Below are 21,995 nucleotides of genomic sequence, written 5' to 3'. Positions count from 1 at the left end.
TGGGCTCGGAATGTGTATAAGAGACAGCCATTGATCAATTAAATGTCAGAAAATTTTGAAACTACCTTCATAAAGTCAGGCACTGAAATAATCAGAATAAATTTCGCTGACATCCTCTATTTAGAGGGCATGAAGGACTATGTTAGGTTTCATCTAAATGACAATAAGCATATTGCATACTATACCCTCAAATCACTGATTGAAAAATTGCCAGATGATTTTATGCGCGTTCATCAATCATACATTGTAAATATCAACAAAATCGAAAAAATTAAGGACTACCACATATATATTAAAGACAAGGTTATCCCTATTTCTAAAAGTTACAGAGACTGTCTTAAAGGTCGGGTCAGCAAACATTTTCTATAGACAATCTAATTTTTAAAGCCATTTTTCTAAAAGAGTCTATCAACGGTCGAAAGTAATATTTAATTAGACTCTCTAACCCTACATTAGTATCAAAAAAGGAATATGAATGTAGGTTTTATTGGAACAGGATGGACAGATCGAGTCCAAATCAGCACATATCAATTAGCAGGGCTAACTCCCTATGCGATCAGTTCAAGGTCCAAAACTAAAGGACAAGAATTGGTTGAAAAATTTAATCTTAAGGTTAATTACACGCACTGGAAAGAGCTAATCTCTGATGACAATGTAGATATTGTTAGTATCTGCACCCCCACTTATACTCATTTTGACATGGCAAGTATGGCGATTAAAAACAATAAAATCGTAATATGTCAGGCTCCTTTCATGTCTACTCAAGAAGTGCAAAGTTTAATCGAGCTGAATAAAAAGCATACAAAAGCCAAAATCTATATTGATTTTGAATTGAGGTTTACACCTGCTCGACAAAAGCTTAAGGAGATGTTAGAGCAAAACTTTATTGGTAGAGTTTTTCACTCTGAGATTACCTACAAGAAAAATTTCAGCTTACCAGAAGATACTATATGGTCTTGGGAGCATGATCTTGACATGGGTGGTGGCATGTTAAACATAGTTGGAGATGCACTTATTGATCTTGCTGGATTTTTATTAGGGGACATCAAATCAGTCTACACCAGCACATTTACTTTGTATGATAATAAGAAAAGTGGCGCAGAACTGAAAAAAGCTACTGGAGATGACTTGGCAAGATTAATATTGGAATCTAAATTAAATGGTGAAATAGACATAGTGGCCAGCAGCATCCATGGTGAAAATAAAGGGATGAAGGTAGTTATTAGAGGAACAGAAGGGATTTTGAAAATTGATAGCGAAGATCGGCTATGGCATTTGAGAAATGATGAAGAAATATGGAATCCCATTGGCCTAAAATCAGACCTACCAAAAGAAATGTCTGAAGATTTAATAAATTACCCTTATGCAGTTGGCACCTACTACTTCGGCAAGTCTTTGGCATTAGAATTAGCAGATAATTTATCAAAAGCATGTGATTTAAAGCAAGCATTAAAAATGCAAGAAATACTTGATGCTGCTCATAAAAGTGATCGACTGAAAAAACCAATCTTAATAAAATGAAAAGGCTACTTAGTCTAATTACCATGTCAACAATAATCGCTGCCAGTTGTGATAAGCAGCCTAAATATGAATCTCCCACCTCAAAAACAGCACTAATTCTTGATGTTTACTATGGGGAAATGCGAGAAACAATGGCAAACGATTACCCCAAGTACTTATCTACTATGAAGGAGCTTGCAGCTTTAAATAAAAATAATCCCTTTTTTCAATATCACCTGGGCCGGGCCCATTATCTTGCTAGCAACTCAAATGAGGGTTTTAACGCCATTAAAAAACACGTTAGTCAGATTCAGGCCATAGAATATGTAGTTTCTGACTCCTTGCTAGCTGCAAATATTGAAAGTGATCAAATCACACAATTGCAAAGTTTATATTCTAATAACAAACCAGAGAAAACTGAGCAAGTGGCTTTTGAAGTGCCTCAACAAGGATTTACAGCAGAAGGTCTAGCGGTAAACCCAATTTCAAAATCCATTTATTTGGGAAGCATAAGGCTCGGTAAAATCATAAAAATAGACAGTTCAGGAAAAATTGTCGACTTCATAAATGAGCATCAATTTGGTATAAAGAATATACTTGGGATGGAAATAGATCAACAAGGAGAATACCTTTATGCCTGTGGTGAATACACGGATCCAGCAACTCTGCAGCTTAAAAGCGGTGTTTTTAAATTTAATCTCACAGATGGACAACTGAAACATCGATTCTTTCCTAATGACACCTTAGGTCATGAATTTAATGATTTAACGATTGTCAATAACGAAGTGTATGTCACAGATTCTAAATCAGGTGGATTGTACAAAATTAAAAATGATCAAATAAGCTTATTCATCGATCAAAATAAATTGAGTTTGACAAATGGCATAGCTAAAACACCAGATGGCAGGTTTCTATATATAGCTGATATGTTTTTTGGTGTAATGAAGTATGATCTGGAAGCCAATCAATACAAATGGATAAAAATGCCTGATAATTTCACTCTTACTTCTATTGACGGTTTGACATATTATGAAGGCGGATTAATTGCTCATCAATTCACCTTAAATGGAGTTTATTATTACACCATAGAAAACGACTCTGTCATACAAAAATCAACAATCTCATATGCCCATCCTTTGTTAAAGGATCACACCACTGGGGATATGCTTGGTGGCACTTACTATTTTATAGCCAATAGTGATATTGATATATTGAATAGATATGGCAATGATGTTTCTGTTGATAGTTTGAACAATACTATTATTCTGAAACAAGAACTTTGAGTCTCACTGTAGAACTGGGCATCTGAGTAAAAAACATTTAATAAGCTGTGCATTTAAATGGTTAACTATTCAGCCCGAAGCCTTCAAGGATTAAAACAATGACATTTTTACCTAATTGTAGATCACAAGAGTACTAGGTAATTAAAAAATTCCCCTAATATGGGGGGTTGAAGCCGAATTCCTTAATGATAAGTTTATCTTTTGAAGAATATGACGTAACTTACTTATTGCTTTATTCTTTAATCCAACTCTGAAAAAATTAGAATATGAAAACACGTTTACTATCAATTTTAGCTTTAGTCTTTTTAAGCTTTTTTTCGTCTTGTAGTAAAGATGATGACGAACCTGCTCCTCCACATGAAGTTGGAAGTTGGAATTTAGTCAACTATGCACTTTTAAATGTTCCTTCAGATTATTCTTATAATGAGGGCAGAAGCTTCGACCTTGACGAAATTAGTCTTGGGATAGAAAAGTATGAATTGAATTTAGAGGCAGATTTGACTTTCTCAAGGAAAGTGAACTTTTCTGGAGTTATTCCTTCTCAGGATGCTGGAACATGGGTTCTTGAAGATGAAGAGCTAATACTAACCTCCGAAGATTCTTCGGATGATGAGGTATTTAGTATTGAGAAAAATGAAGACGATGATCTTTGGATTTACTTTCCAATCCAGTTTGGGCTTATAAAGAATTCAGTTATTGATACACTTACGAGTGAGTATGTCAATTCACTTACAAATGAAGAGTATAATGACTTATTCGATCCTGTGAATCTAGACTTTGTATTTCTGCTCGAAAGAAACGAGTAGCATATGACCAGAATCGTTTTTTTCATATTAACGATCTTCTTGAGTGTACCAGTTTTTAGCCAGAGTACTATCTCTGGAAAGATAACTGATGCCACTGGGGAACCATTAGTAGGTGTTACAGTTTCTATAAAAGGAACATCCACTGGTACCATAAGTGATATAGAAGGTTTTTATCAGTTAAATGCTGAACAAACGCAAACACTCCTTTTTAGCATGGTGGGTATGGAAACTCAAGAGGTTAACATTGCCAACCGTACTGTTGTGGATGTAATTATGGCTGAGTCCACAGATATCCTGCAAGAGGTGGTGGTCACCGGGTTTCAACAGGTGGATAGAAAATTATTCACAGGATCATCTGAAAATCTTAAAATGGATAACATTGCCGCTGCTGGCATGACTGATATAAGCAGGGTGCTTGAAGGGCAAGCGGCAGGTGTTAATGTAGATAATGTATCAGGTACTTTTGGTTCATCTCCAAAAATTAGAATTAGAGGTAATGCCTCAATCAATGGCAACAATCAACCGCTATTTGTTGTAGATGGCGTTATTCTCGAAGATTTGACCAATGTAAATACGGAGGACTTTATTTCCGGTAATGCCAATACACTGATAAGTTCATCGGTAGCTAACATCAACCCAGATGATATTGAATCATTTCAAATACTCAAAGACGCCTCAGCAACAGCTATCTATGGAGCTAGGGCGGCTAATGGTGTAATTGTAATAACCACTAAACGTGGACGAAGTGGTGGCCTTCAGGTAAGTTACTCGGGCAACTATTCTGCAAAACTAAGACCTACTTATAATCAGTTCAGTTTGTTAAATTCTGCAGAAGAAATGTCTGTGTACAGAGAATTGTTTGATAAAGGACTTATTGATATTTCGACATCTGTGAGAGCGCAAAATTACGGTGCTCTGGGCAAAATGTTTTCCCTAATAGCTTCGCATGATCTTGATTGGGGGCCGGGCGGCACCTTGAATGAAGAATTTTTAAACCAATACGAAAATACAAATACTGATTGGTTTGATGAGCTTTTCAGGGATGTCGGTCTTCAGCAGCAGCATTCACTAAGCTTTACTACTGGTAGTGAAAAAGCGACTAATTATTTCTCTGTCAGTTATCTTGAAGATCAGGGACAAACCATTGCCGACAAGGTTCAAAGATTTACCGGAACCAGCCGAAACACTTATTTCATTTCTGACAAGTTTTCATTCGGACTAAAGCTAACTGGGAGCTATAGAGATCAGAAAGTACCAGGTACCAGAAATAGAGAGTTAGATCCTTTAACAGGAAGATACAATAGAAGCTTTGATATCAACCCATTTAGTTATGCTCTTAATACTGCCCGTTCGATTCGGCCTTATGATGACAATGGCGATTTAGAATATTTCAGAAGAAATTATGCTCCTTTCAATATTATCAATGAGCTAGATAGAAATTTTATTGATATCAATGTTGTAGATTTATCTGCTCAGACTGATTTTGAATTTACCCCAATAAAAGACATCTCTATTAAAGGGGTGCTACAAGGTCGATTCGCCAGCACTGAGAGAGATCATACCGTTCATGAAAAATCAAATCAGGCGGAGGCTTACAGAGCAAATCAGACCCAGTTTATTCAAAATGCTAATAATCTACTATTTCCAGATCCTGATAATCCAGGATTAAACCCAAAAGTAGTTTTACCTCAAGGTGGCTTCAAGTATTTGGACCAAAGTCAATTCCTTAATTTTTTTAGCAGAATAAGTGCTGAATGGAATAGAACATTTAATTCAGATCATGAAGTAAATGTTTTGGCCGGACAAGAAGTAAGGCTAACCAATCGCTCAAGCAACAGCACAACAGGCATAGGTGTTATTTATGAAAGTGGCGGAATTGTTGTCACAGACCCAGACATCATAGAATTTTTCAACCAGCAGAATATAGATTACTTCTCATTAAATGAGGAGAAAGATAGGTTTATAGGTTTGTTTCTTAATGGAGGCTACGCCTACAAAGGGAAGTATATTGGTAATTTCACAGCACGGTATGATGGTTCTAACCAATTAGGAGAAAGTGATAATGCAAGATTTCTACCTACATGGAATGTAAGTGGTGCGTGGAATGCACATGAAGAAAGCTTTCTTCAAGGCATTAATTTTTTGGATTTATTAAAACTGAGAGCAACTTATGGTATTTCAGGAAACTTACCTCCTCAGGCCAGTGCAATCTTAAACTTACAAGCTGATGTAACAGTTAGGCCAACTGATGTTGAACCTTATCTATTCATCCAAAATCTGACAAATTCTGAGCTTACTTGGGAAAAACTTAATGAACTTAACCTGGGACTCGATTTTGGTGTCTTTGATAACCGTATTAGCGGATTTGTCAATGTTTATGAAAGAAAGGCCTATGACTTAATAGGAATAGTACAAACAAGTGGCATTGGTGGAGAAGGATTGAAGATCGGCAACTTTGCGGACATGAAAGCCAGAGGTTATGAAGTCTCGATCTCAACACTCAATTATAAGAATAATCAATTTAGCTGGAGTACCAATTTCAATTTAGGATATACTAAAGATGAGATCACCAAACTTGACTTTGGACCTAGAATAGTTGATGCCATTGGGCAGAATGGAGCAGCAGTTATAGGAGGACCAAGACGAGGATTGTATTCAGCTCAATTTGCAGGACTGAATACTCAAGGTCTACCAACATTTATTGATGGTGAAGGCGAAACTGTATTTCAGTATGACTTACAGGAAAGGGAAGGCCTTAGAGAAACCTTACAATTTGAGGGTTCAACTGAGCCTTTAGGATCAGGGGGGTTCACAAACACTTTTAATTACAAAAATTTCACATTCAGCTTTCTGATTTCCTTTAAATATGGTTATAAAATCAGACTGAATGATGCCATATTCAGCACATATACAGATTTTGATGCGTTGCCTGCAGAACTAGCAAACAGATGGATAGTACCTGGAGATGAAGAGATTACCAATATACCAGTCATTCTTGATAGAGGTATAGCCCAGAGCAACGGCAACATCGTTCAGGCTTATGAGCTATATAATAAAAGTACTGTGAGAGTAGCTGACGGGGATTATGCTCGACTTAAGAATGTTAGATTATCATATGCTCTACCTGCAAGCCTTTTAAAGAAAGTAGGCATCAGGTCAGCAGCTTGTAGTATAGAAGGTCAAAATTTGGCACTGCTTTATTCTGATGATGCACTGAACGGCCAGGATCCTGAGTTTTTTACTACTGGAGGTGTTGCGCTTCCGCAACCAAAGTTAATTACTTTATCATTAAACCTAGGTTTTTAAAGATGACAAGGATATTAACATATTATCAAAACGCTAAAAAATTCGCACTGGCGGCTTTACTTCTAGTAGTAGGCAGCTGTAATGATTTTTTAGACGAGGTACCGGATAACCGAGTAGCCCTTAATGATTTGGATAAGGCAGCGCAGTTATTGACCAACGCCTACTCTACTGCTAGTCCGGCCTTCACAGATTGGATGTCTGACAATGTGAGTTGGACAAGAGGAACAACAATAAGACCTGGTCAAGAGCTTCTTTACAAATGGGAAGATGACTTGTCAGATCCTACGGAGCCGGACTCTCCTACTTCCTTTTGGTTTCAAACCTATGATGCCATTGCTCACGCCAATGAAGTTTTAGCAGTAATAAATGACCTACCGGCATCTACTGATGAAGAAATTAAGCGTAAAAGAGCCATTGAAGGAGAAGCCCTGCTGACAAGAGCCTATGGACATTTCATGTTGGTCAATCTTTTTGCAGAGCACTTTCAGTTTCAAGGAAGCAGCTTAGGCATACCTTATGTATCAGAGCCGGAAACTGAATTTTTAGTGTCTTATGAAAGGGCTTCTGTGAAAAGGGTTTATGATAAAGTTGAAGATGATCTTCTTGATGGACTGAAACTAATTAATGATAGCTTCTTTGCTAACTCTGGAAAATACCATTTTAATAAAAATGCAGCTTTAGCCTTTGCGTCCCGCTTTTATCTTTTCAAAAATGATTTTACAAGGTGCCTGCAATACAGCAATGAATTACTCGGTGCTGATCCTTCGGCTTTTGTTAGAGACATGACCTCTGAAGAGTTTCAGCTGGCAAAATCATCTATTTCAGCTTACCCTCAGCTATACAGCTCTCCTGACCTTCAGTCTAATTTAATGCTTATGCGCAAGATTTCTTTGATACAAAGACCTGATTTCGCTTTTGGTCCTTCCACTAGTTTTTATGGGAGCTTATTTGCGACACGGCCTTTTGCTAGTTCTACTGATGAACGAGAAAACCCTGCGCTTGTCAAAGGTGACAATGCTACATTTCCTTTAAGGTATGAGGGCCTTTTTGAAAGAAGCAGTATTAATTCAAATTCAGGCCTGCCCTATCATATTGCAATCGCCTTTAGAGGTGAAGAAGTTCTTCTCAATCGTGCAGAAGCTAATACCTATCTAGGAGATACAGGCCTTGCAATTGCAGATCTTCAAGTTTTGTCAGAAAGAAGATACAGCGGTAGTGATATTAACCTAACCATGGAGTTGCTCAGGCAATTTTTTGGAGCTGAAAATGACCCATCATTTTCAGATCAAGATATCCTACTGAACTATATAATACTTGAAAGAAGAAAGGAATTTATAGGACAAGGAATGCGTTGGTTTGATCTCAAGAGATATGGAGTCCCTGTTGTCCATGACTTACTGGATGGATCTACTATTAGCCTTGATGGTGATGATGAAAGAAAAGCATTGCAAATACCACAATCGGCAATTGATGTTGGTGGATTAGAGCCTAACCCCAGATAATATGAAAAAGATACTAATATACTTTTTTATGATACTATCGATCTCATCTTGCTATGAGAATGAAGAGCTCAACATGCCTGTTAAGCAAAATGATAGTGAGCTTACTTCAGAGCTGGATATCTATATTGAAGAGAATTTCACGGAGAGATATGGTATGGCCATTAGATATCGGTATGTTGATAGGTATGTGAATCCAGGTGAAAGGGTTACGCCACCAAGTTTAGAAGCAGTGCGCCCCATGCTTGATTTCATCGAAAACTTTTGGATTAACCCATATCTTGAAGTTGGAAATGGAAGAGCATTCTTTGAAGACAACGTACCAGCTGAAATCGTTCTGCTTGGTGGACTTATATATAATGACGATGGCACCGTTACACTGGGCACTGCCGATGCTGGAGCACAAATCACTTTCACAAATGTGAATGCTATAGATCCTGATGATGTAGCCTGGAGAGATTTACAATTACAAACCGTATATCACGAATTTGCTCATACCGTACATCAGCAATTCAAACTACCAAACGCTTTTGAAGCCATATCTCCACGTGGGTATACTAGCGCTGGGGCTTGGTTCACACTCACAGATGAAGATGCCTTGAAACGTGGGTTTGTTTCTCCATATGCAACCAGTTCTCCAAATGAAGATTTCGCAGAAACAGTGGCATTTTATCTGTTTGATCAAGACTTTATGTCAAAGTTTATGCTAGAAGAACCTGACTGCGATAATCAGGACTGCATAGATGAAAACAATGGGAGGTTACTAATAAGAAGTAAACTACAGGCCATTGTCGATCACTATGAAAAAGTAACTGGTATTAATTTGCTGGAGCTCAGGGCTGCTGTTCAATCAAGACTGTAATGAAGAAAGCATATATACTCATATTATTCATTTTTCTACTTGCATGTTCTGACGAGTTGGAAAGGCTACCCCCAGCTGAAGTAAGAGCTGCTGAGGCACTGGAAGAAATAAAAGATAAGTTAACTGCCCCTTCGGAGGGTTGGCTATTAGAATACCAACCGACTCCCGAATCTGGCATATTTAATATGATTATTAAATTCAACCAGAATGACATTGCTAACATCAAATCTGACCTGCCGGTTAATGGAGGTCAGTTTATAGAACAGAATATCTCATATAGATTGGATAACGGACTTGCTATTGAGCTAGTATTTGAGACATATGGTGCGTTTCATTATTTATTTGAACTGGATCAGGCGGCTTTTGGTGGTGAATTTGAATTCATTTATATATCAGAAAATAATGGCAATCTGATTTTTTCAAGTAAGTCAGATTTTTCTAGTCCCACGGTTATAACCTTAAGACCTGCAACAGCCTCAGACATTGATCAGTTTTCATTAGAAGAAGCTGAAAATATTAATGCCTACGACTCCTTCACACCTCAGATTTTTGGAGGGCTTGCTCCTATTCAGAAACTCTCATTTCCTGATCGTAATACTTCACTATTTTGGTTTATTGATGCTTCAAGAAGAACTATAACTGCAGATTTTATTTCATCAGGACTAACCGAGGCTGAAGTAATCGCCAGTGGAGATAAAATGAAATTGAGCGCTACGACTGGCTACAAATATAGCAATGGGCAAATGGTTCTGATTCAACCTCTCGAATTCACCTTCAACGGCCAAACATATTTAATAAATGAAGTTAACCTTGATGACTTTTCCACAACTGATAGTGAAGTATGTGCTGGATCAATCACTCAGTTCCCTGAATACTCAGGTTCCATTGAGGGATTAGGCAATATCAATATCTCAAAATCATTCTTAAATTTTGAAGGGCTCGAATTCAAAGCTCAGTCAGAAAACCCCTACACTGTCAATTCATTATTCGCTTTTGATGGTGACGGCAACTCCCTCACAGATATTGGGATAATCGCTGATAAATTCCCAAATGCTACTGCAATAGCACTCAATTATGGATTTGATTCGACTGATGAGCCGGACAATGCGTTCGGTCTTTATGTAGAAGGTGACAATGGAGAAACAGTAATCTACCTAAGAGAATTTCAATTAGTTAGCCAAATTGGCAATAGACTAGAGCTTCAGTTTACAACTGACTTCTATTTTTCAAACACTCCTCAGGGGTCAGAAGAAGCCGACTTAACCACTTTTACAGACTTATTATTTGAAGGTGGTGCTGTGTATATCTTCGACCTTCCGGTAGATGGTTTAAAGGTATTTTGGCTTTATAATCCATGCAATAACTACGAGTTTGTATTAGTGCAATAAGTCAAGCCATATCTTGCAATTAACAACTCACCACTCTTTCTTAGTATCAAAAGACTCAATAGTTCTGATCGAATTGGGTAATTTAGAATCTGCAATTTATTACTAGATAGACATCTATAGAAACAGGTACTATGAGCAGTTTACTAACATTAAGATGGGAAATACCAGGTTGCACTGATGTAAGAGAAGTCAAAAGTAGACCTGCTTATAAGCTGACTGAAGGATTTGAGTTGACAGCTGTAATGAGGCGAGATGAGGCCAGGCTTAAAGACTACGCTCACAGGTATCTGATTGATCAGCTATGATAAAATTCAGAGCACTCCTACCGCTACTAATCGTAGTTTTATCATTTCTAATCAGCCCTTCCTTTGCTCAGATCACAGTATCCGGAACTATTACTGAATCAGGTTCAGGTAAGTCTTTGGTAGGTGTAACTATTGTGGCAAAAAGTAGTGGCAAAGGTTCCGCCACAGACATTAATGGTAGGTTTCAATTAGAGTTGCCATCGCCTGACTCACTTTTTGTTAGTTATATTGGTTATAAATCGATGATAGTAAAGGTCACGGAAAGTATTACTCTAAACTTGCAACTTGAAGTCGATACGAAACAACTCAATGCAGTAGAAATCACAGCTCCTAAAATCATCGAGCTAAAGCTCCCTGCGTCTTTTATGCAAATTCCAAAAGAGCATTTAAAGCGTGATAATGGGACTACCATTGCACCGGCATTAAACAGAATAACCGGAGTTTATATGCATTCTGGAGCTTTAAATACCAATAGAATTACCATTCGAGGTATTGGTAATCGCTCTTTATTCTCGACAACTAAAATTAGAGCCTATTTAGATGATATTCCTCTAACTACTGGTGATGGAGAAACAACCATTGAAGACATAGACTTGAGCCTTGTTCAAAAAGTGGATGTATGGAAAGGGCCAACAGCAAGTTTGTATGGCGCTGGCTTAGGTGGCATGATTCATTATAAAACCAGAGATCAGGAAAACTTTATGCCTACTTCGTTAAGTACAAAATTAACAGCTGGGTCATATGGCTTAATTAGAAATGTCTCGGAGTTCAATTTCACTAATGACAACAAAACCTTAAACACTGTCTTAAATTATAACAACACCTCAAGTGAAGGTTATAGAGATAACAATGAATATGACAGGGAGTCTCTTACTTTAATTGGCAAGTCTTTATCAAGTAAAGTTGGTAAGACTACTCTGTTCGGAAGCTTTGCAAAACTAAAGGCTTTTATTCCAAGCTCAATTGATAGAAATGACTATGAGAATAGTCCTCAGAACGCAGCCTTTACCTGGGGTAATGTTAAAGGTTTCGAAGATTACACTAAGGTGATCTCGGGGTTATCGCATGAATTTAAGATTACTGAATTGAAAGGTCTTGAAGTTCTTAATAGAACAAGCCTGTTTTATACTAATAGAGATGCATATGAATCGACCCCTTTTAATATTCTAGAAGAGAAATCATCAACTTATGGATTACGAAATGTAATAGAACTGCAAAAACAAAAATCTTTAACAACCACTCTACCCATTTTGTCAATAGGCATAGAGACTTTTTCAGAAAACTATGATTGGCAAACTTTTGAAACTAATAATGGAATTAAAGAAGCCGCTCTGAGTGATAATGAAGAGCAGCGTAAATACATTAATCTTTTTGCTCAATCTTATTTTGAGATTACCACTAAAGCAACACTATTTGCCGGTATAAATTTTAACAACACCTCTTACGACTATAATGATCTTCTAAAATCTAATGGAATTGATAAATCGGGAGATTATGGCTTTGATTATATCCTATCACCACATTTAGGGCTTAATTATCAATTTAATAAGAATGTCGCTCTATTCTCGACCATTAGCCATGGATTCTCTCCACCCTCTTTAGAAGAAACACTAACTCCAGAAGGAACCATTAATCCAGACATACAGGTAGAAAAGGGATGGAACTATGAATTTGGAGCTAGAGGAAGTATCAACACTAAACTTACCTATGAGTTGTCTGTTTACACGATGCAGGTAAAAGATCTCTTGGTGGCAAGAAGGGTCAATGCTGATCAATTTATAGGTGTAAATGCTGGTGAGACCAAGCATAATGGTCTGGAATTGTTTTTAGCCTATGAATTTACAAAAAATAGTAATTGGCAAATTACGCCCTTCCTTTCATACACCTACTCAGATTACACTTTTAAAGAGTTTATTGACGAAGACAATGACTATTCAGGAAATAAGCTCACAGGAACTCCACCACACCAGCTAAGCGCGGGCGTAGACTTTAATTCTTCAATTGGTTTTTATGGCAATATCAACTACAAGTATGTAGATGCGTTTCCGATGCGTGATGACAATTCAATTGATTCAGAAGCTTACCAACTAGTCAGAGCTAAAATTGGCTATCAAAGAAACCTATCAAATAGATGGAAGATTGATACTTCCTTTGGGATTGATAATGTGCTAGATGAAAAATATGCTTCTATGATTTTGATTAATGCGGGGAGCTTTGGCAACAACCCTCCACGCTACTACTACCCTGGTCTGCCGAGGAATTATTTTGGGAGTTTAACAATTAACTATAGGCTGTAAAAGGACTCTGAAAGAGATTTACAGGCATAAAACAAAAAGCCGTAATCCAATGGGTTACAGCCTTTTGTCATCTAAAAATTCAACTATTTTTCCATAATTTTTGCGATCACACCATCCAGATAGCTCTGTTGGTTTTCAGGAGCTAAGGATTTTGCCTTTTGATAATATTCCAACGCCTTTTTCTTATTCCCATCCATTAAATAAGCCTCTCCAAGACTATCAGTAAAACCCCATATAAATTGGTGATCCTTATTTTTCTTCACATTGGTTTCAAAAACTTCAATAGCTCCTTTAGTATCACCAGAATTCAATAGCGTATAACCATAGTTATTCAATTGAAATGGACTGCCTAAAGGTATGGCCTCCTCCATTACTTTCTTTGCTCCCTCCTTATCACCCTTTTTTGTTAATAATTGAGCTTTCGCATTAAGGTTTACAAAATTCTTGGTCATAGATATTGATTGATCAATCCAAGCCTCCGCTAGTTCTAACTCAGTATCAAATTGTAAACACATATAAGCAGCTTGAGAATATCCGCGCCAGCTAAACCCTGCTACTCCTTTTAATTCAGCCTTAGCATTTTCAATAGCTATAGTTGGAACATCAAACTCTATATTGAATGGTATTTGCTTCTTCTCCCACTTCAGTGCTATTGTAGTATTGTTTGGCTCATTATCAATTACTTCATAGGTCAGCCATTCCTGAAAAGGACTTTCTTCCATTTTCAATGGTACATTTAAAACCAGTTCATCTTCTTTGGGAGTAACAGTACCCCATGATTTTGAATATTTCGATAGGATTAAATACACTTCTTCTGGCTTCATATACATATAAAGACCATAGGTTCCAGCTTTTATCTCCTCTCCTTCAATTTTCGCATCGTGGGTCAATGTAATGGTTGTGTTATTATTAGCTCCAGCTCTCCAAATGCTATTAGATCGAACAACTCCACCCCAAATAGTTCTACCCTTAACAGCAGGACTGTGATAAGTTATTGTTACATCTGAAATACCAACTCTTTGCGTAATTGAGGCATATGGGCTTAGCATTGGAACACTTAAGTTCTGAGAGTTAGCTGGAATAGACAAGAGCATAAAGAACATTAAGCCTAGTGTCAGTTGAATTGAGTTATTGATCTTTTTCATTTTCATAGAATTTGTTTTGAACAAATCTATTAGAGTGTCATATCCAATTGAAAAAGAATGTGATGTGTCGTTTATACTGTGATAAAACGCGCGTTAGCTTTTAAGGTATGCTATAATATCTTCCTTATAAGATCTGCCAGAACGAACCTTATCCCCATTCTTTATGTAAAATTCGTACTCATTATTATTCAAATAGACGCACTTAGAAATGTTACTCTTTTTCAGGATAAAAGAACGATGTACTCTTAAAAAATAGTCTGGATTAAGATCAGCATTTATAGTATTCATTGTTGCCCTGTATAAATGTACCTTGTCCTTGGTAGTTAAATTTAGATAGTTGCCATTTGCTTCTATGTATAGAATGTCATCTATATCTATAATTGTTTCATACCCCCGATCCTTAATTTCAAATTTGGTAATATAATTATCATCCTGTCTATCAAAATCCTTTATTAAGCCCATTAACTTATCACCAAAATCTGAGGACTTTTTAATATTAAAATACTCAATTACTTTATTCATAGATTCTGCAAAACGATCCCCATCAAAGGGCTTAAGTAAGTAATCCAATGCATGCACATTAAATGCCTTGATCGCGTAGCTGTCATATGCAGTTGTAAAAACAATATATGGCTTAACTTTTAATTTTAACCTAGCGAGAAGTTCAAACCCATCAATATCTGACATCTGTACATCTAAAAACACCAAATCTGGCTCCGCTTCTTTGATTAATTCTAATCCTAGCAAGCCGTTTTTTGCCTCACCAATGCATTTGATCTCCATATAGTCTTCAAGCAACTTAAGCACACGTTGGCGTGCCAAAAATTCATCATCTATAATTACTGCTCTAATCATGAGTATAGGTGTCAAAAGGGATAATGATTTTAGAGCAGTATTTCGATTCCTCTATGCGATAATCGAAAGAAAAGTCCTTACCGTAAATTTGCTCTAACCTGTTTTGAATATTGGAAATACCGATGCCATACCCTAGATCTTTAGTATTTCCATTTATTTTTTTAAAATCGTTTATCACAATAATCTCTACTTTATGATCCCTTTTTCTTGCATTAATTGATATTTCACCACCATCAGGACATTTGGAAATTCCATGTTTAACTGCATTTTCAACCAACGGCTGTAAAAGCAAAGCTGGGATTTTTGATGATTCTACCTCCTTTTCAATTTGTACATCTATCTGCATACGATCTTGAAAACGAGTGTGTTCTATTTCTAAATAAGTAGAAACATATTTTATTTCCTGCGAAAGTGGAATAAATAGCTGCTTATCATTTTCGAGAATTTCTCTTAACAGAAAACCTAGTTGAGAGAGCATTTTTTGAGCATTCCTTTTATCAATATCTATTAGGCTGGCAATTGAATTTAAGGTGTTAAATAAAAAATGCGGTTGCAATTGCATCTTTAAAGCATTCAATTTAGCACTATCCAAATCTCTTTGCTTTTGCAGATATAGCTGATAATAATTAATGGCCATTATAATGGCCATTATAATAATGTATTCTATAAAACTCCTAAACCAACCAATAGTAAGTTGGACAGCAACACCTTCCTGCCAGGGACCACCAAAGTTTCCAGATTTGAAAAAGTATAAACTATTAAAAAGCAATATAGAACAGGCCCTATGAAGGAATGCTACACCAAGCCCGGCAGCCACTAAAGCTAATATATACTTGAATTTGGCCTTGTTAGTGAGGCGATAACGATTGGCCAGAATTATAAGAAAGGGATAAAAAAGCGCCCAGATCAGATAAAATGAGATGAATTTGATAGAAACTGTAAACCAGCTAAATTCATACCCATAGTCATTCATTCTATACTCTGCATATTGCTGAAAGATAAAAAACACACTGATAAGACCCGCCCAGAATAAACCTTGAGGTGCATGTTTCGTAAATGTGGATTTTATACTCATATTAGCTTTTGACAGTATTTCAAAGGTAGCAACGCTTTGTTTATTTTCAGTTCAATTGTGATAGACAGTAAAAATTGTGATTATTACAAATCTAAATACAACACCAGATATCATGAGATTATTACTTAACCTTCCCCTATTTTGTTTCGCTTTGTTAACCATTGCTTGCAACTCTTCTGATAAAACCAATAAACAGTCTTCCAACTCAGAAGAAGAAACAAAACTGACCTTTGACTATGTTGTTGAAAAGGTCTTTAATGATGATGGCACACCAGTAGAGTGGCATGGGGAAGCATTGGCTAATGATTTTAAAGACTCTCTTGAGATCAATAAATCTGGCAAATGTGGTGATGGTGATTGTGGTGAAAATATGACCATGAAAAATACCACGGATCAAGATCTTGAAGTACTAGTTAAGGGAGCTTATAATATTGGTGGTGATGAAGGTTTTATTGCCTGCAAATATATTATAGCCGCTCAGAGTGAAGTTTCCATTGGCTGCTCCCATTTATGCTTTGAAGGAGAGGCTTACTTATTTGATAGGGTCATTATTGGGTCTAAAGTATATGAGGATCCTGAAGAAGAATAACCTCAATTCATCACATTTCTAACGGTTAGTTTCATTCTTATTTCTTACGTTGCCAATGTACAATAGCATTGTAAGAAAAATAAAAGAATGAAAGCACTAAGCACCTTTATACTTGCCATTACACTTTTCGGTTGCAGTTCCGTAGCAACAGGTCAACAAAAACTTGATCAATTCTCCTTTAAAGGCAAAAAACTAAACTATACAGTAATACTGCCGCAAAACTACGATGCCACTAAAACTTACCCGGTACTAATTGGCCCATCTGATGCAAATACCATTGAAGATGAAAGCTTCTACTGGCAAGGTGTTGATGATACGGAGGGCTGGATTCTTATTGGATATAGGATTTATAATGCCGTGAATAGAGCAGATGAAATTATGGCACTTCTTGACCACTTAAGAGAAACCTATAAGGTTGAAGGCAATAAATTTCATACAGTATGCTTCAGTGCCAACAGCGCCAGCATATTTGAGTTGGTAATGACTATTCCAGATTACTTTGCTGGCATAACTGGCATGGCTGGTAATCCCAATTATAGAGATGAAGAAAAGTTGAAAAATCTGAAAGGCGTTAAAGTTCAATTCGTAGTTGGTGACAAGGATACCTATTGGATGAACTCAGCAAAAAAAAGTCATGAGAAGCTAAAAGAGCTTGGTATTGATAGTCAAATAGAAATAATAAAAGATGGAAAGCATGTAATGACTCCATTAATTGGGAAAGGATTTCTAACAAGAGCAAATGCATTACGATAATGAGAGTATCTAATAGATTCTATATTGTAATTCTAGTATGCTTTATCTCTAATTATTGCTTCGGACAAAAACTCATAACTAAGGAAGTAGAACTTGCAGAAGATGTGAAAATCACCATGATATATGTACCTATTGGAAATTTCACAATGGGTAGTCCTGAATCTGAATTAGAAAGAAACGCTGAACGTGAAAAACAGCACAAGGTAACCATTACTAAAGGCTTTTGGCTTGCAGAAACAGAGTTTACTCAAGCGCAATGGGAGAAAATAATGGGTAATAACCCTAGCCTTAATAAAGCATGGAATCATCCTGTAGATCAAGTTTCTTATAACGATGTACAATCTCTACTTACCAAAATTAATAAAGAAGGTAAATCATTTAGGTTGCCAACTGAAGCTGAATGGGAATATGCCTGTAGAGCGGGATCTGACAAAGCCTATGTTCAACCCATTGATGACATGGTTTGGCATATTGGAAATTCTGGTGGTCAATTACATCCTGTGGCTACAAAAAAACCTAATGGCTGGGGGTTGTATGATATGCAAGGGAATATTTTAGAATGGTGTTCGGATTGGTTTATCGAAGATAATACCAACGAAAGTACAAACCCCAAGGGGCCAAAAAGTGGCACCCATAAGGTACAGCGTGGAGGGCAATTCACAGGGAGAACAAAACATACCCGGGCTGCAGACCGCCAGAGAGGCCTACCAGACGACAGCGATTTTTATGTAGGGTTTAGATTAGCAGCAGACGAAATATGAAATATTTAATCATACCATTCTTCTTAATTACTCAGCTTATTTATTCTCAGGAATATAAGTTGGTTTACACACAACAGGAAAATAATAATGACAACATCTTACTGGCAGATGAATCTGGGCCTATCAAACAAATCACAAGTCATAGGAGTAAAGACAGCAGCCCTGTGATATCACCTGATGGCAAACGGATGGTTTTCACATCAGAACGTGTGGGTTGGTGGAAAATATGGACTATGAATTTAGAAACTGTAGAATTTAAGCAACTAACTTTTTCATCAAGTGCTGAATACAGTCCGTCATGGTCACCCGATGGTAAATCAATTGTTTTTGTTTCATCAAGGGACGGTAATCAGGAAATATATACCATGAATAGTGAAGGTAAAAATCAGACCAACATAACCAATAATTCAGCCTCTGATGTTATGCCATTTTGGGGCAATGACAACAAAATTTACTATTCTACAGAAATAAATGGAATCTACCAATTAGCTAGAATGGCGCCAGATGGAAATAATAAAGAAGTATTAACTAGCGGAAAAATTAATATTCTAATGCCATCATTATCTAATGATAGATCGAAAATTCTATTCTACGGTGATTTCAAAAACAATTATGAGATTGGAATTTTAGATTTAAAGACAAATAAAATCACACAGATAACAAGCGATCCACTTTTAGATATGAGGCCAAGATGGTCAGCGGATAATAAAAAAATAGTATTTGAAAGAGGAAATAAAGGCAACAACCATCATGTCTTTATAATGAATACTGATGGTTCTCAAATCAAGCAGATAACTAAAAAGGGATATAACTATAGCCCATCTTTCATGAAAATCAATGTACTAAATGATTAATGTTTCTCAAGTAGTTAAAATCAGGTGATGAAAATATCAGTCATCACGGATTAGGACAATAAATAATCCATTTAAATTAAAATCTATGAATTTTTTAAAACACTTAATATCTATCTTGATTGTAATATCAATTGTATTTATCAGTGCTTGCAAGCAACCTTCTAATTTGGATAAAGTATCAGATTCAACAGACATTGAAAATGATACACTAAAGGTTGAAGAAGATAAATTTGATGATATAGGGCCCAAATTTTCACCAGATGGCAAACAAGTAGTCTTTTATTCCTATAGGACATCAGAAAATCCAGGTTCTCGAATATACATTGTAAATGCCGATGGCAGTAATCTTAGAAAACTTGAAAGTGAGGATAATGATGGAGAGCATGCCGAACCACATTGGAGCCTGGACGGAACTGAAATAGTCTATTCTAATTTTGGAGAAAAAGGGTCCAAATTAATGATAATGAATGCTGATGGATCTAACGCAAGAACTTTGGTGAATTATAAAGACGGTGGCTATCACCAGTGGGGTGGCTGGGATTCGGACGGTGAAGGATTTTACTTTACCTATTGGGATGGCGTTGAAGACAGCTTTACTCCTAACATTTACCACTCAAGAAATGGAGAAACAAGGCAAATTACTACTGACAACAAAAGCTTGAGATGTCAAACCGCTCAAAATGGCAGAATTTATTTTAGTAAAATGTCCGGTTCTGACAATAACCCTTTTATAGTATACTCTTCCAACACTGATGGAGGTGATCTAATTGACTTAGAAAATGAGTCTGGTATAGATTTATGGTTTCCTGCAATCTCATCTGGTCAGAATTTATACTTGCTTGATTCCGCTGATAATATTGCTTTTTGGAGCATGGATTTGAATGGTCATAATAATAAAAAGTTAGGTAATGTTACTGGCAAAAAACCATTTGCAATGTTTTATTCATTAGACCATACTGGCAGATATTTGGCTTACAATATCATAGGAACACTAGGTGAAGATATTCATAAACTAGATATCAAAACTGGTGAAGTAACTAAATTAACAGATGACAAATAACAACTATTATCACATTAACAAACATGAAATATTTAGTAGTTCTAATTTCCATTTTCTATGGGCATATACTTTTTGCCCAAGATATTGTCTACTATTCTTCCGAATTCAAATCTTCGGGACGTGACATTTATGCACTAGATGTGAGATCTGGTAATGCCAAAAAGTTAACCCAAAAATCTGGTAGTGGACACTATCCTCATTTCATCAACCCCAAATTATCCCCAGATGGATCTACTTTAGTCTATCAGGCAGACACCGATGGTCATGATCACTATGCCATTTGGACAATGAAAACTGATGGTACTGAGAAGAAAAGAATTACTTCCGGAGAAGGTCTGTATCCAAACTGGAGTCCCGATGGTAAGACCATTATTTTTAGTGGAAGACGAAGTGGTGTTTGGGAAATCATACTTGTCCCCTCAGAAGGAGGAAAAGAACAAATCGTTTCTAAAAATCTTGAAAACGGAAAACGTCCCGGCTGGGGTGCCACATGTAGTTTTCATCCTGATGGCAAATCAATAATCTATTCTTATATAAGAGAGAAAGTGGTATACTCTTTAGATTTGTCCACTGAAAAAATACAACAGCTCACAAAAAAGGGCAATTATACTCATCCTATTTATTCAAATAGCGGGACTGCCATTGCTGTAAATCGAAGACTGAGTCATACTTATGATTTAGTAATAATAAGTAATGGTGAGGAAGAATTAATGGTGCGCGGAATTATTTCATATTCTGCACCTGATTGGGTAGCCAATGATTCCAAACTCCTTTTTGTCGGATCCGTTAATGACAATCAGGAATTATTCATTGTTGATCTGAAAACAAAGACAGAAACACAATTGACAAAAAATAATTATTTCGATGCCATGCCTGTAGGACATTGATTCAACCCATGTAATTATATGATTATAAGAGTCCTATTATAAGTTTTGAATTAAGTTTGTAGGAGTAAATGAAATTCCTGACAGACTTATCGATACTTATCAATTTCTCTGCCGTTGTCCAGGCTATCATTTTAATAGCGCAGCTGAAGAAAGGAAAATACCTTAATCATACCTCAAACCGTTTACTAGCCTTTATTCTACTTGCTTTTTCAATTGTTATCATAAACTCGATCCGAGCACTTTTTGATCCTTTTTTCCTCGATTCTTATGAACTCTTTTCCAATGCATTTTTACTGATTATTACCCCTTCACTTTACTTATACATTTCATACATTACCAGGTCAATTGAAGCTTATAGTAATAGACAGCTTTGGCATTATGCTCCTTTCACCGTTTACATATCTCTAATGATAGTTTTAATACTTTTTGGAATGGGAAAGAACGACCCTATTGTAGAGGTAGTAAGTAACATAGGGTTCCTAATGTTTATTCTCCAAAATGGAATCTATATTACAAGTTCCTTTTGGTTATTAAGAAAACATCGTGCATATATAAAAAAAGAATATTCATATACCACCAATATATCACTGAACTGGGTAGCCAACATTTTACTTTCATATTCCATTACGTTTATACTAGGTGTCTCATTTATTATTTATCAGATTATCATAGCCCCTATTCCTTCACTCATCAACCTGAATATAGTTCTTATTCTTTCTATTCATATTATAGTCCTTACTTACAAAAATCTCTCAAAACCAGATATATTA

The 21,995-nt window shown here is 36.4% G+C and carries 20 protein-coding genes; 17 read left to right on the top strand and 3 right to left on the bottom strand.

What is annotated here, in order from left to right; all coding sequences use genetic code 11:
• Nucleotides 1-42 precede the first annotated feature (42 nt).
• The 10 genes from E1140_RS10165 to E1140_RS10120 all read left to right on the top strand — a co-directional run bounded on the left by E1140_RS10165 (nucleotide 43) and on the right by E1140_RS10120 (nucleotide 13,246).
• Complete coding sequence (locus E1140_RS10165) at nucleotides 43-369, top strand: LytR/AlgR family response regulator transcription factor (RefSeq protein ID WP_155182715.1); 327 nt, start codon at nucleotides 43-45, stop codon at nucleotides 367-369.
• 102 nt (nucleotides 370-471) lie between these two features.
• Entirely contained in the window at nucleotides 472-1,521 is a 1,050-nt protein-coding gene (locus tag E1140_RS10160) for a Gfo/Idh/MocA family protein (RefSeq protein ID WP_155182711.1), read from the top strand.
• Nucleotides 1,518-2,783 (top strand): SMP-30/gluconolactonase/LRE family protein, encoded by a 1,266-nt coding sequence (locus E1140_RS10155; protein WP_155182708.1) that lies wholly within the window; start codon nucleotides 1,518-1,520, stop codon nucleotides 2,781-2,783. Before E1140_RS10160 ends, E1140_RS10155 begins: the two co-directional genes overlap by 4 nt.
• Before the next feature lie 266 nt (nucleotides 2,784-3,049).
• Nucleotides 3,050-3,589 (top strand): hypothetical protein, encoded by a 540-nt coding sequence (locus E1140_RS10150; RefSeq protein WP_155182705.1) that lies wholly within the window; start codon nucleotides 3,050-3,052, stop codon nucleotides 3,587-3,589.
• Nucleotides 3,590-3,592: 3 nt separating this feature from the next.
• Nucleotides 3,593-6,895, top strand: a complete 3,303-nt coding sequence (locus E1140_RS10145) for a SusC/RagA family TonB-linked outer membrane protein (protein ID WP_155182702.1) — start codon at nucleotides 3,593-3,595, stop codon at nucleotides 6,893-6,895.
• A 2-nt stretch (nucleotides 6,896-6,897) separates the two neighbouring features.
• On the top strand, nucleotides 6,898-8,397 hold the full coding sequence (locus E1140_RS10140; RefSeq protein ID WP_155182699.1) for a RagB/SusD family nutrient uptake outer membrane protein: 1,500 nt from the start codon (nucleotides 6,898-6,900) through the stop codon (nucleotides 8,395-8,397).
• A 1-nt stretch (nucleotide 8,398) separates the two neighbouring features.
• Nucleotides 8,399-9,256, top strand: coding sequence for a putative zinc-binding metallopeptidase (locus tag E1140_RS10135; protein WP_155182696.1), 858 nt, complete (start codon nucleotides 8,399-8,401; stop codon nucleotides 9,254-9,256).
• Nucleotides 9,256-10,644 (top strand): DUF4302 domain-containing protein, encoded by a 1,389-nt coding sequence (locus E1140_RS10130; RefSeq protein ID WP_155182694.1) that lies wholly within the window; start codon nucleotides 9,256-9,258, stop codon nucleotides 10,642-10,644. The genes E1140_RS10135 and E1140_RS10130 overlap by 1 nt, the downstream gene beginning before the upstream one ends.
• Before the next feature lie 131 nt (nucleotides 10,645-10,775).
• The gene (locus tag E1140_RS10125) at nucleotides 10,776-10,949 is read left to right on the top strand and encodes a hypothetical protein (RefSeq protein ID WP_185153520.1); all 174 of its coding nucleotides are present in this window, start codon (nucleotides 10,776-10,778) and stop codon (nucleotides 10,947-10,949) included.
• On the top strand, nucleotides 10,946-13,246 hold the full coding sequence (locus E1140_RS10120; RefSeq protein ID WP_155182691.1) for a TonB-dependent receptor domain-containing protein: 2,301 nt from the start codon (nucleotides 10,946-10,948) through the stop codon (nucleotides 13,244-13,246). The genes E1140_RS10125 and E1140_RS10120 overlap by 4 nt, the downstream gene beginning before the upstream one ends.
• An 83-nt stretch (nucleotides 13,247-13,329) precedes the next feature.
• Here the strand turns inward: E1140_RS10120 and E1140_RS10115 are convergent, their stop codons facing one another.
• The 3 genes from E1140_RS10115 to E1140_RS10105 form a co-directional block, all read right to left on the bottom strand.
• The gene (locus tag E1140_RS10115) at nucleotides 13,330-14,391 is read right to left on the bottom strand and encodes a DUF2911 domain-containing protein (protein WP_185153519.1); all 1,062 of its coding nucleotides are present in this window, start codon (nucleotides 14,389-14,391) and stop codon (nucleotides 13,330-13,332) included.
• Between the two features lie 93 nt (nucleotides 14,392-14,484).
• Nucleotides 14,485-15,246 carry a LytR/AlgR family response regulator transcription factor gene (locus E1140_RS10110; RefSeq protein WP_155182685.1) on the bottom strand — a complete coding sequence of 254 codons (762 nt, stop codon included), beginning with the start codon at nucleotides 15,244-15,246 and terminating at the stop codon, nucleotides 14,485-14,487.
• A complete protein-coding gene (locus tag E1140_RS10105) occupies nucleotides 15,239-16,321 on the bottom strand; it encodes a sensor histidine kinase (RefSeq protein WP_155182682.1) in 1,083 nt (360 codons plus the stop codon). The genes E1140_RS10110 and E1140_RS10105 overlap by 8 nt, the downstream gene beginning before the upstream one ends.
• Before the next feature lie 112 nt (nucleotides 16,322-16,433).
• Here E1140_RS10105 and E1140_RS10100 point away from each other — a divergent pair, with 112 nt between their 5' ends.
• From E1140_RS10100 to E1140_RS10070, 7 genes are all read left to right on the top strand, one after another.
• Entirely contained in the window at nucleotides 16,434-16,910 is a 477-nt protein-coding gene (locus E1140_RS10100) for a hypothetical protein (protein ID WP_155182680.1), read from the top strand.
• A gap of 87 nt (nucleotides 16,911-16,997) precedes the next feature.
• Nucleotides 16,998-17,663, top strand: a complete 666-nt coding sequence (locus E1140_RS10095) for a hypothetical protein (RefSeq protein ID WP_155182677.1) — start codon at nucleotides 16,998-17,000, stop codon at nucleotides 17,661-17,663.
• Nucleotides 17,663-18,424 carry a formylglycine-generating enzyme family protein gene (locus tag E1140_RS10090; protein WP_155182674.1) on the top strand — a complete coding sequence of 254 codons (762 nt, stop codon included), beginning with the start codon at nucleotides 17,663-17,665 and terminating at the stop codon, nucleotides 18,422-18,424. The genes E1140_RS10095 and E1140_RS10090 overlap by 1 nt, the downstream gene beginning before the upstream one ends.
• Complete coding sequence (locus E1140_RS10085) at nucleotides 18,421-19,278, top strand: TolB family protein (RefSeq protein WP_155182671.1); 858 nt, start codon at nucleotides 18,421-18,423, stop codon at nucleotides 19,276-19,278. The genes E1140_RS10090 and E1140_RS10085 overlap by 4 nt, the downstream gene beginning before the upstream one ends.
• An 85-nt stretch (nucleotides 19,279-19,363) precedes the next feature.
• Complete coding sequence (locus tag E1140_RS10080) at nucleotides 19,364-20,338, top strand: TolB-like translocation protein (protein ID WP_155182668.1); 975 nt, start codon at nucleotides 19,364-19,366, stop codon at nucleotides 20,336-20,338.
• A 23-nt stretch (nucleotides 20,339-20,361) separates the two neighbouring features.
• On the top strand, nucleotides 20,362-21,225 hold the full coding sequence (locus E1140_RS10075; protein WP_155182665.1) for a TolB-like translocation protein: 864 nt from the start codon (nucleotides 20,362-20,364) through the stop codon (nucleotides 21,223-21,225).
• A gap of 68 nt (nucleotides 21,226-21,293) precedes the next feature.
• Nucleotides 21,294-21,995 (top strand): hypothetical protein (locus E1140_RS10070; protein WP_155182663.1); only part of this gene is annotated, 702 nt, incomplete at its 3' end.

It is taken from the genome of Fulvivirga lutimaris, from assembly GCF_009711525.1.
Taxonomy (GTDB): Bacteria; Bacteroidota; Bacteroidia; order Cytophagales; family Cyclobacteriaceae; genus Fulvivirga; species Fulvivirga lutimaris.
The sequence above is the reverse complement of the archived record's forward strand: the minus strand, read 5'-3'. Positions and strand labels throughout refer to the sequence as shown.

What these genes read in the sequence shown, in the direction of transcription:
- E1140_RS10135 (WP_155182696.1), top strand. Translation starts at nt 8,399, where the DNA reads ATGAAAAAGATACTAATATACTTTTTTATGATACTATCGATCTCATCT.
- E1140_RS10075 (WP_155182665.1), top strand. Translation starts at nt 20,362, where the DNA reads ATGAAATATTTAGTAGTTCTAATTTCCATTTTCTATGGGCATATACTT.
- E1140_RS10160 (WP_155182711.1), top strand. Translation starts at nt 472, where the DNA reads ATGAATGTAGGTTTTATTGGAACAGGATGGACAGATCGAGTCCAAATC.
- E1140_RS10095 (WP_155182677.1), top strand. Translation starts at nt 16,998, where the DNA reads ATGAAAGCACTAAGCACCTTTATACTTGCCATTACACTTTTCGGTTGC.
- E1140_RS10100 (WP_155182680.1), top strand. Translation starts at nt 16,434, where the DNA reads ATGAGATTATTACTTAACCTTCCCCTATTTTGTTTCGCTTTGTTAACC.
- E1140_RS10155 (WP_155182708.1), top strand. Translation starts at nt 1,518, where the DNA reads ATGAAAAGGCTACTTAGTCTAATTACCATGTCAACAATAATCGCTGCC.
- E1140_RS10085 (WP_155182671.1), top strand. Translation starts at nt 18,421, where the DNA reads ATGAAATATTTAATCATACCATTCTTCTTAATTACTCAGCTTATTTAT.
- E1140_RS10110 (WP_155182685.1), bottom strand. Translation starts at nt 15,246, where the DNA reads ATGATTAGAGCAGTAATTATAGATGATGAATTTTTGGCACGCCAACGT.
- E1140_RS10120 (WP_155182691.1), top strand. Translation starts at nt 10,946, where the DNA reads ATGATAAAATTCAGAGCACTCCTACCGCTACTAATCGTAGTTTTATCA.
- E1140_RS10115 (WP_185153519.1), bottom strand. Translation starts at nt 14,391, where the DNA reads ATGAAAAAGATCAATAACTCAATTCAACTGACACTAGGCTTAATGTTC.
- E1140_RS10140 (WP_155182699.1), top strand. Translation starts at nt 6,898, where the DNA reads ATGACAAGGATATTAACATATTATCAAAACGCTAAAAAATTCGCACTG.
- E1140_RS10145 (WP_155182702.1), top strand. Translation starts at nt 3,593, where the DNA reads ATGACCAGAATCGTTTTTTTCATATTAACGATCTTCTTGAGTGTACCA.
- E1140_RS10150 (WP_155182705.1), top strand. Translation starts at nt 3,050, where the DNA reads ATGAAAACACGTTTACTATCAATTTTAGCTTTAGTCTTTTTAAGCTTT.
- E1140_RS10165 (WP_155182715.1), top strand. Translation starts at nt 43, where the DNA reads ATGTCAGAAAATTTTGAAACTACCTTCATAAAGTCAGGCACTGAAATA.
- E1140_RS10130 (WP_155182694.1), top strand. Translation starts at nt 9,256, where the DNA reads ATGAAGAAAGCATATATACTCATATTATTCATTTTTCTACTTGCATGT.
- E1140_RS10080 (WP_155182668.1), top strand. Translation starts at nt 19,364, where the DNA reads ATGAATTTTTTAAAACACTTAATATCTATCTTGATTGTAATATCAATT.
- E1140_RS10105 (WP_155182682.1), bottom strand. Translation starts at nt 16,321, where the DNA reads ATGAGTATAAAATCCACATTTACGAAACATGCACCTCAAGGTTTATTC.
- E1140_RS10090 (WP_155182674.1), top strand. Translation starts at nt 17,663, where the DNA reads ATGAGAGTATCTAATAGATTCTATATTGTAATTCTAGTATGCTTTATC.
- E1140_RS10125 (WP_185153520.1), top strand. Translation starts at nt 10,776, where the DNA reads ATGAGCAGTTTACTAACATTAAGATGGGAAATACCAGGTTGCACTGAT.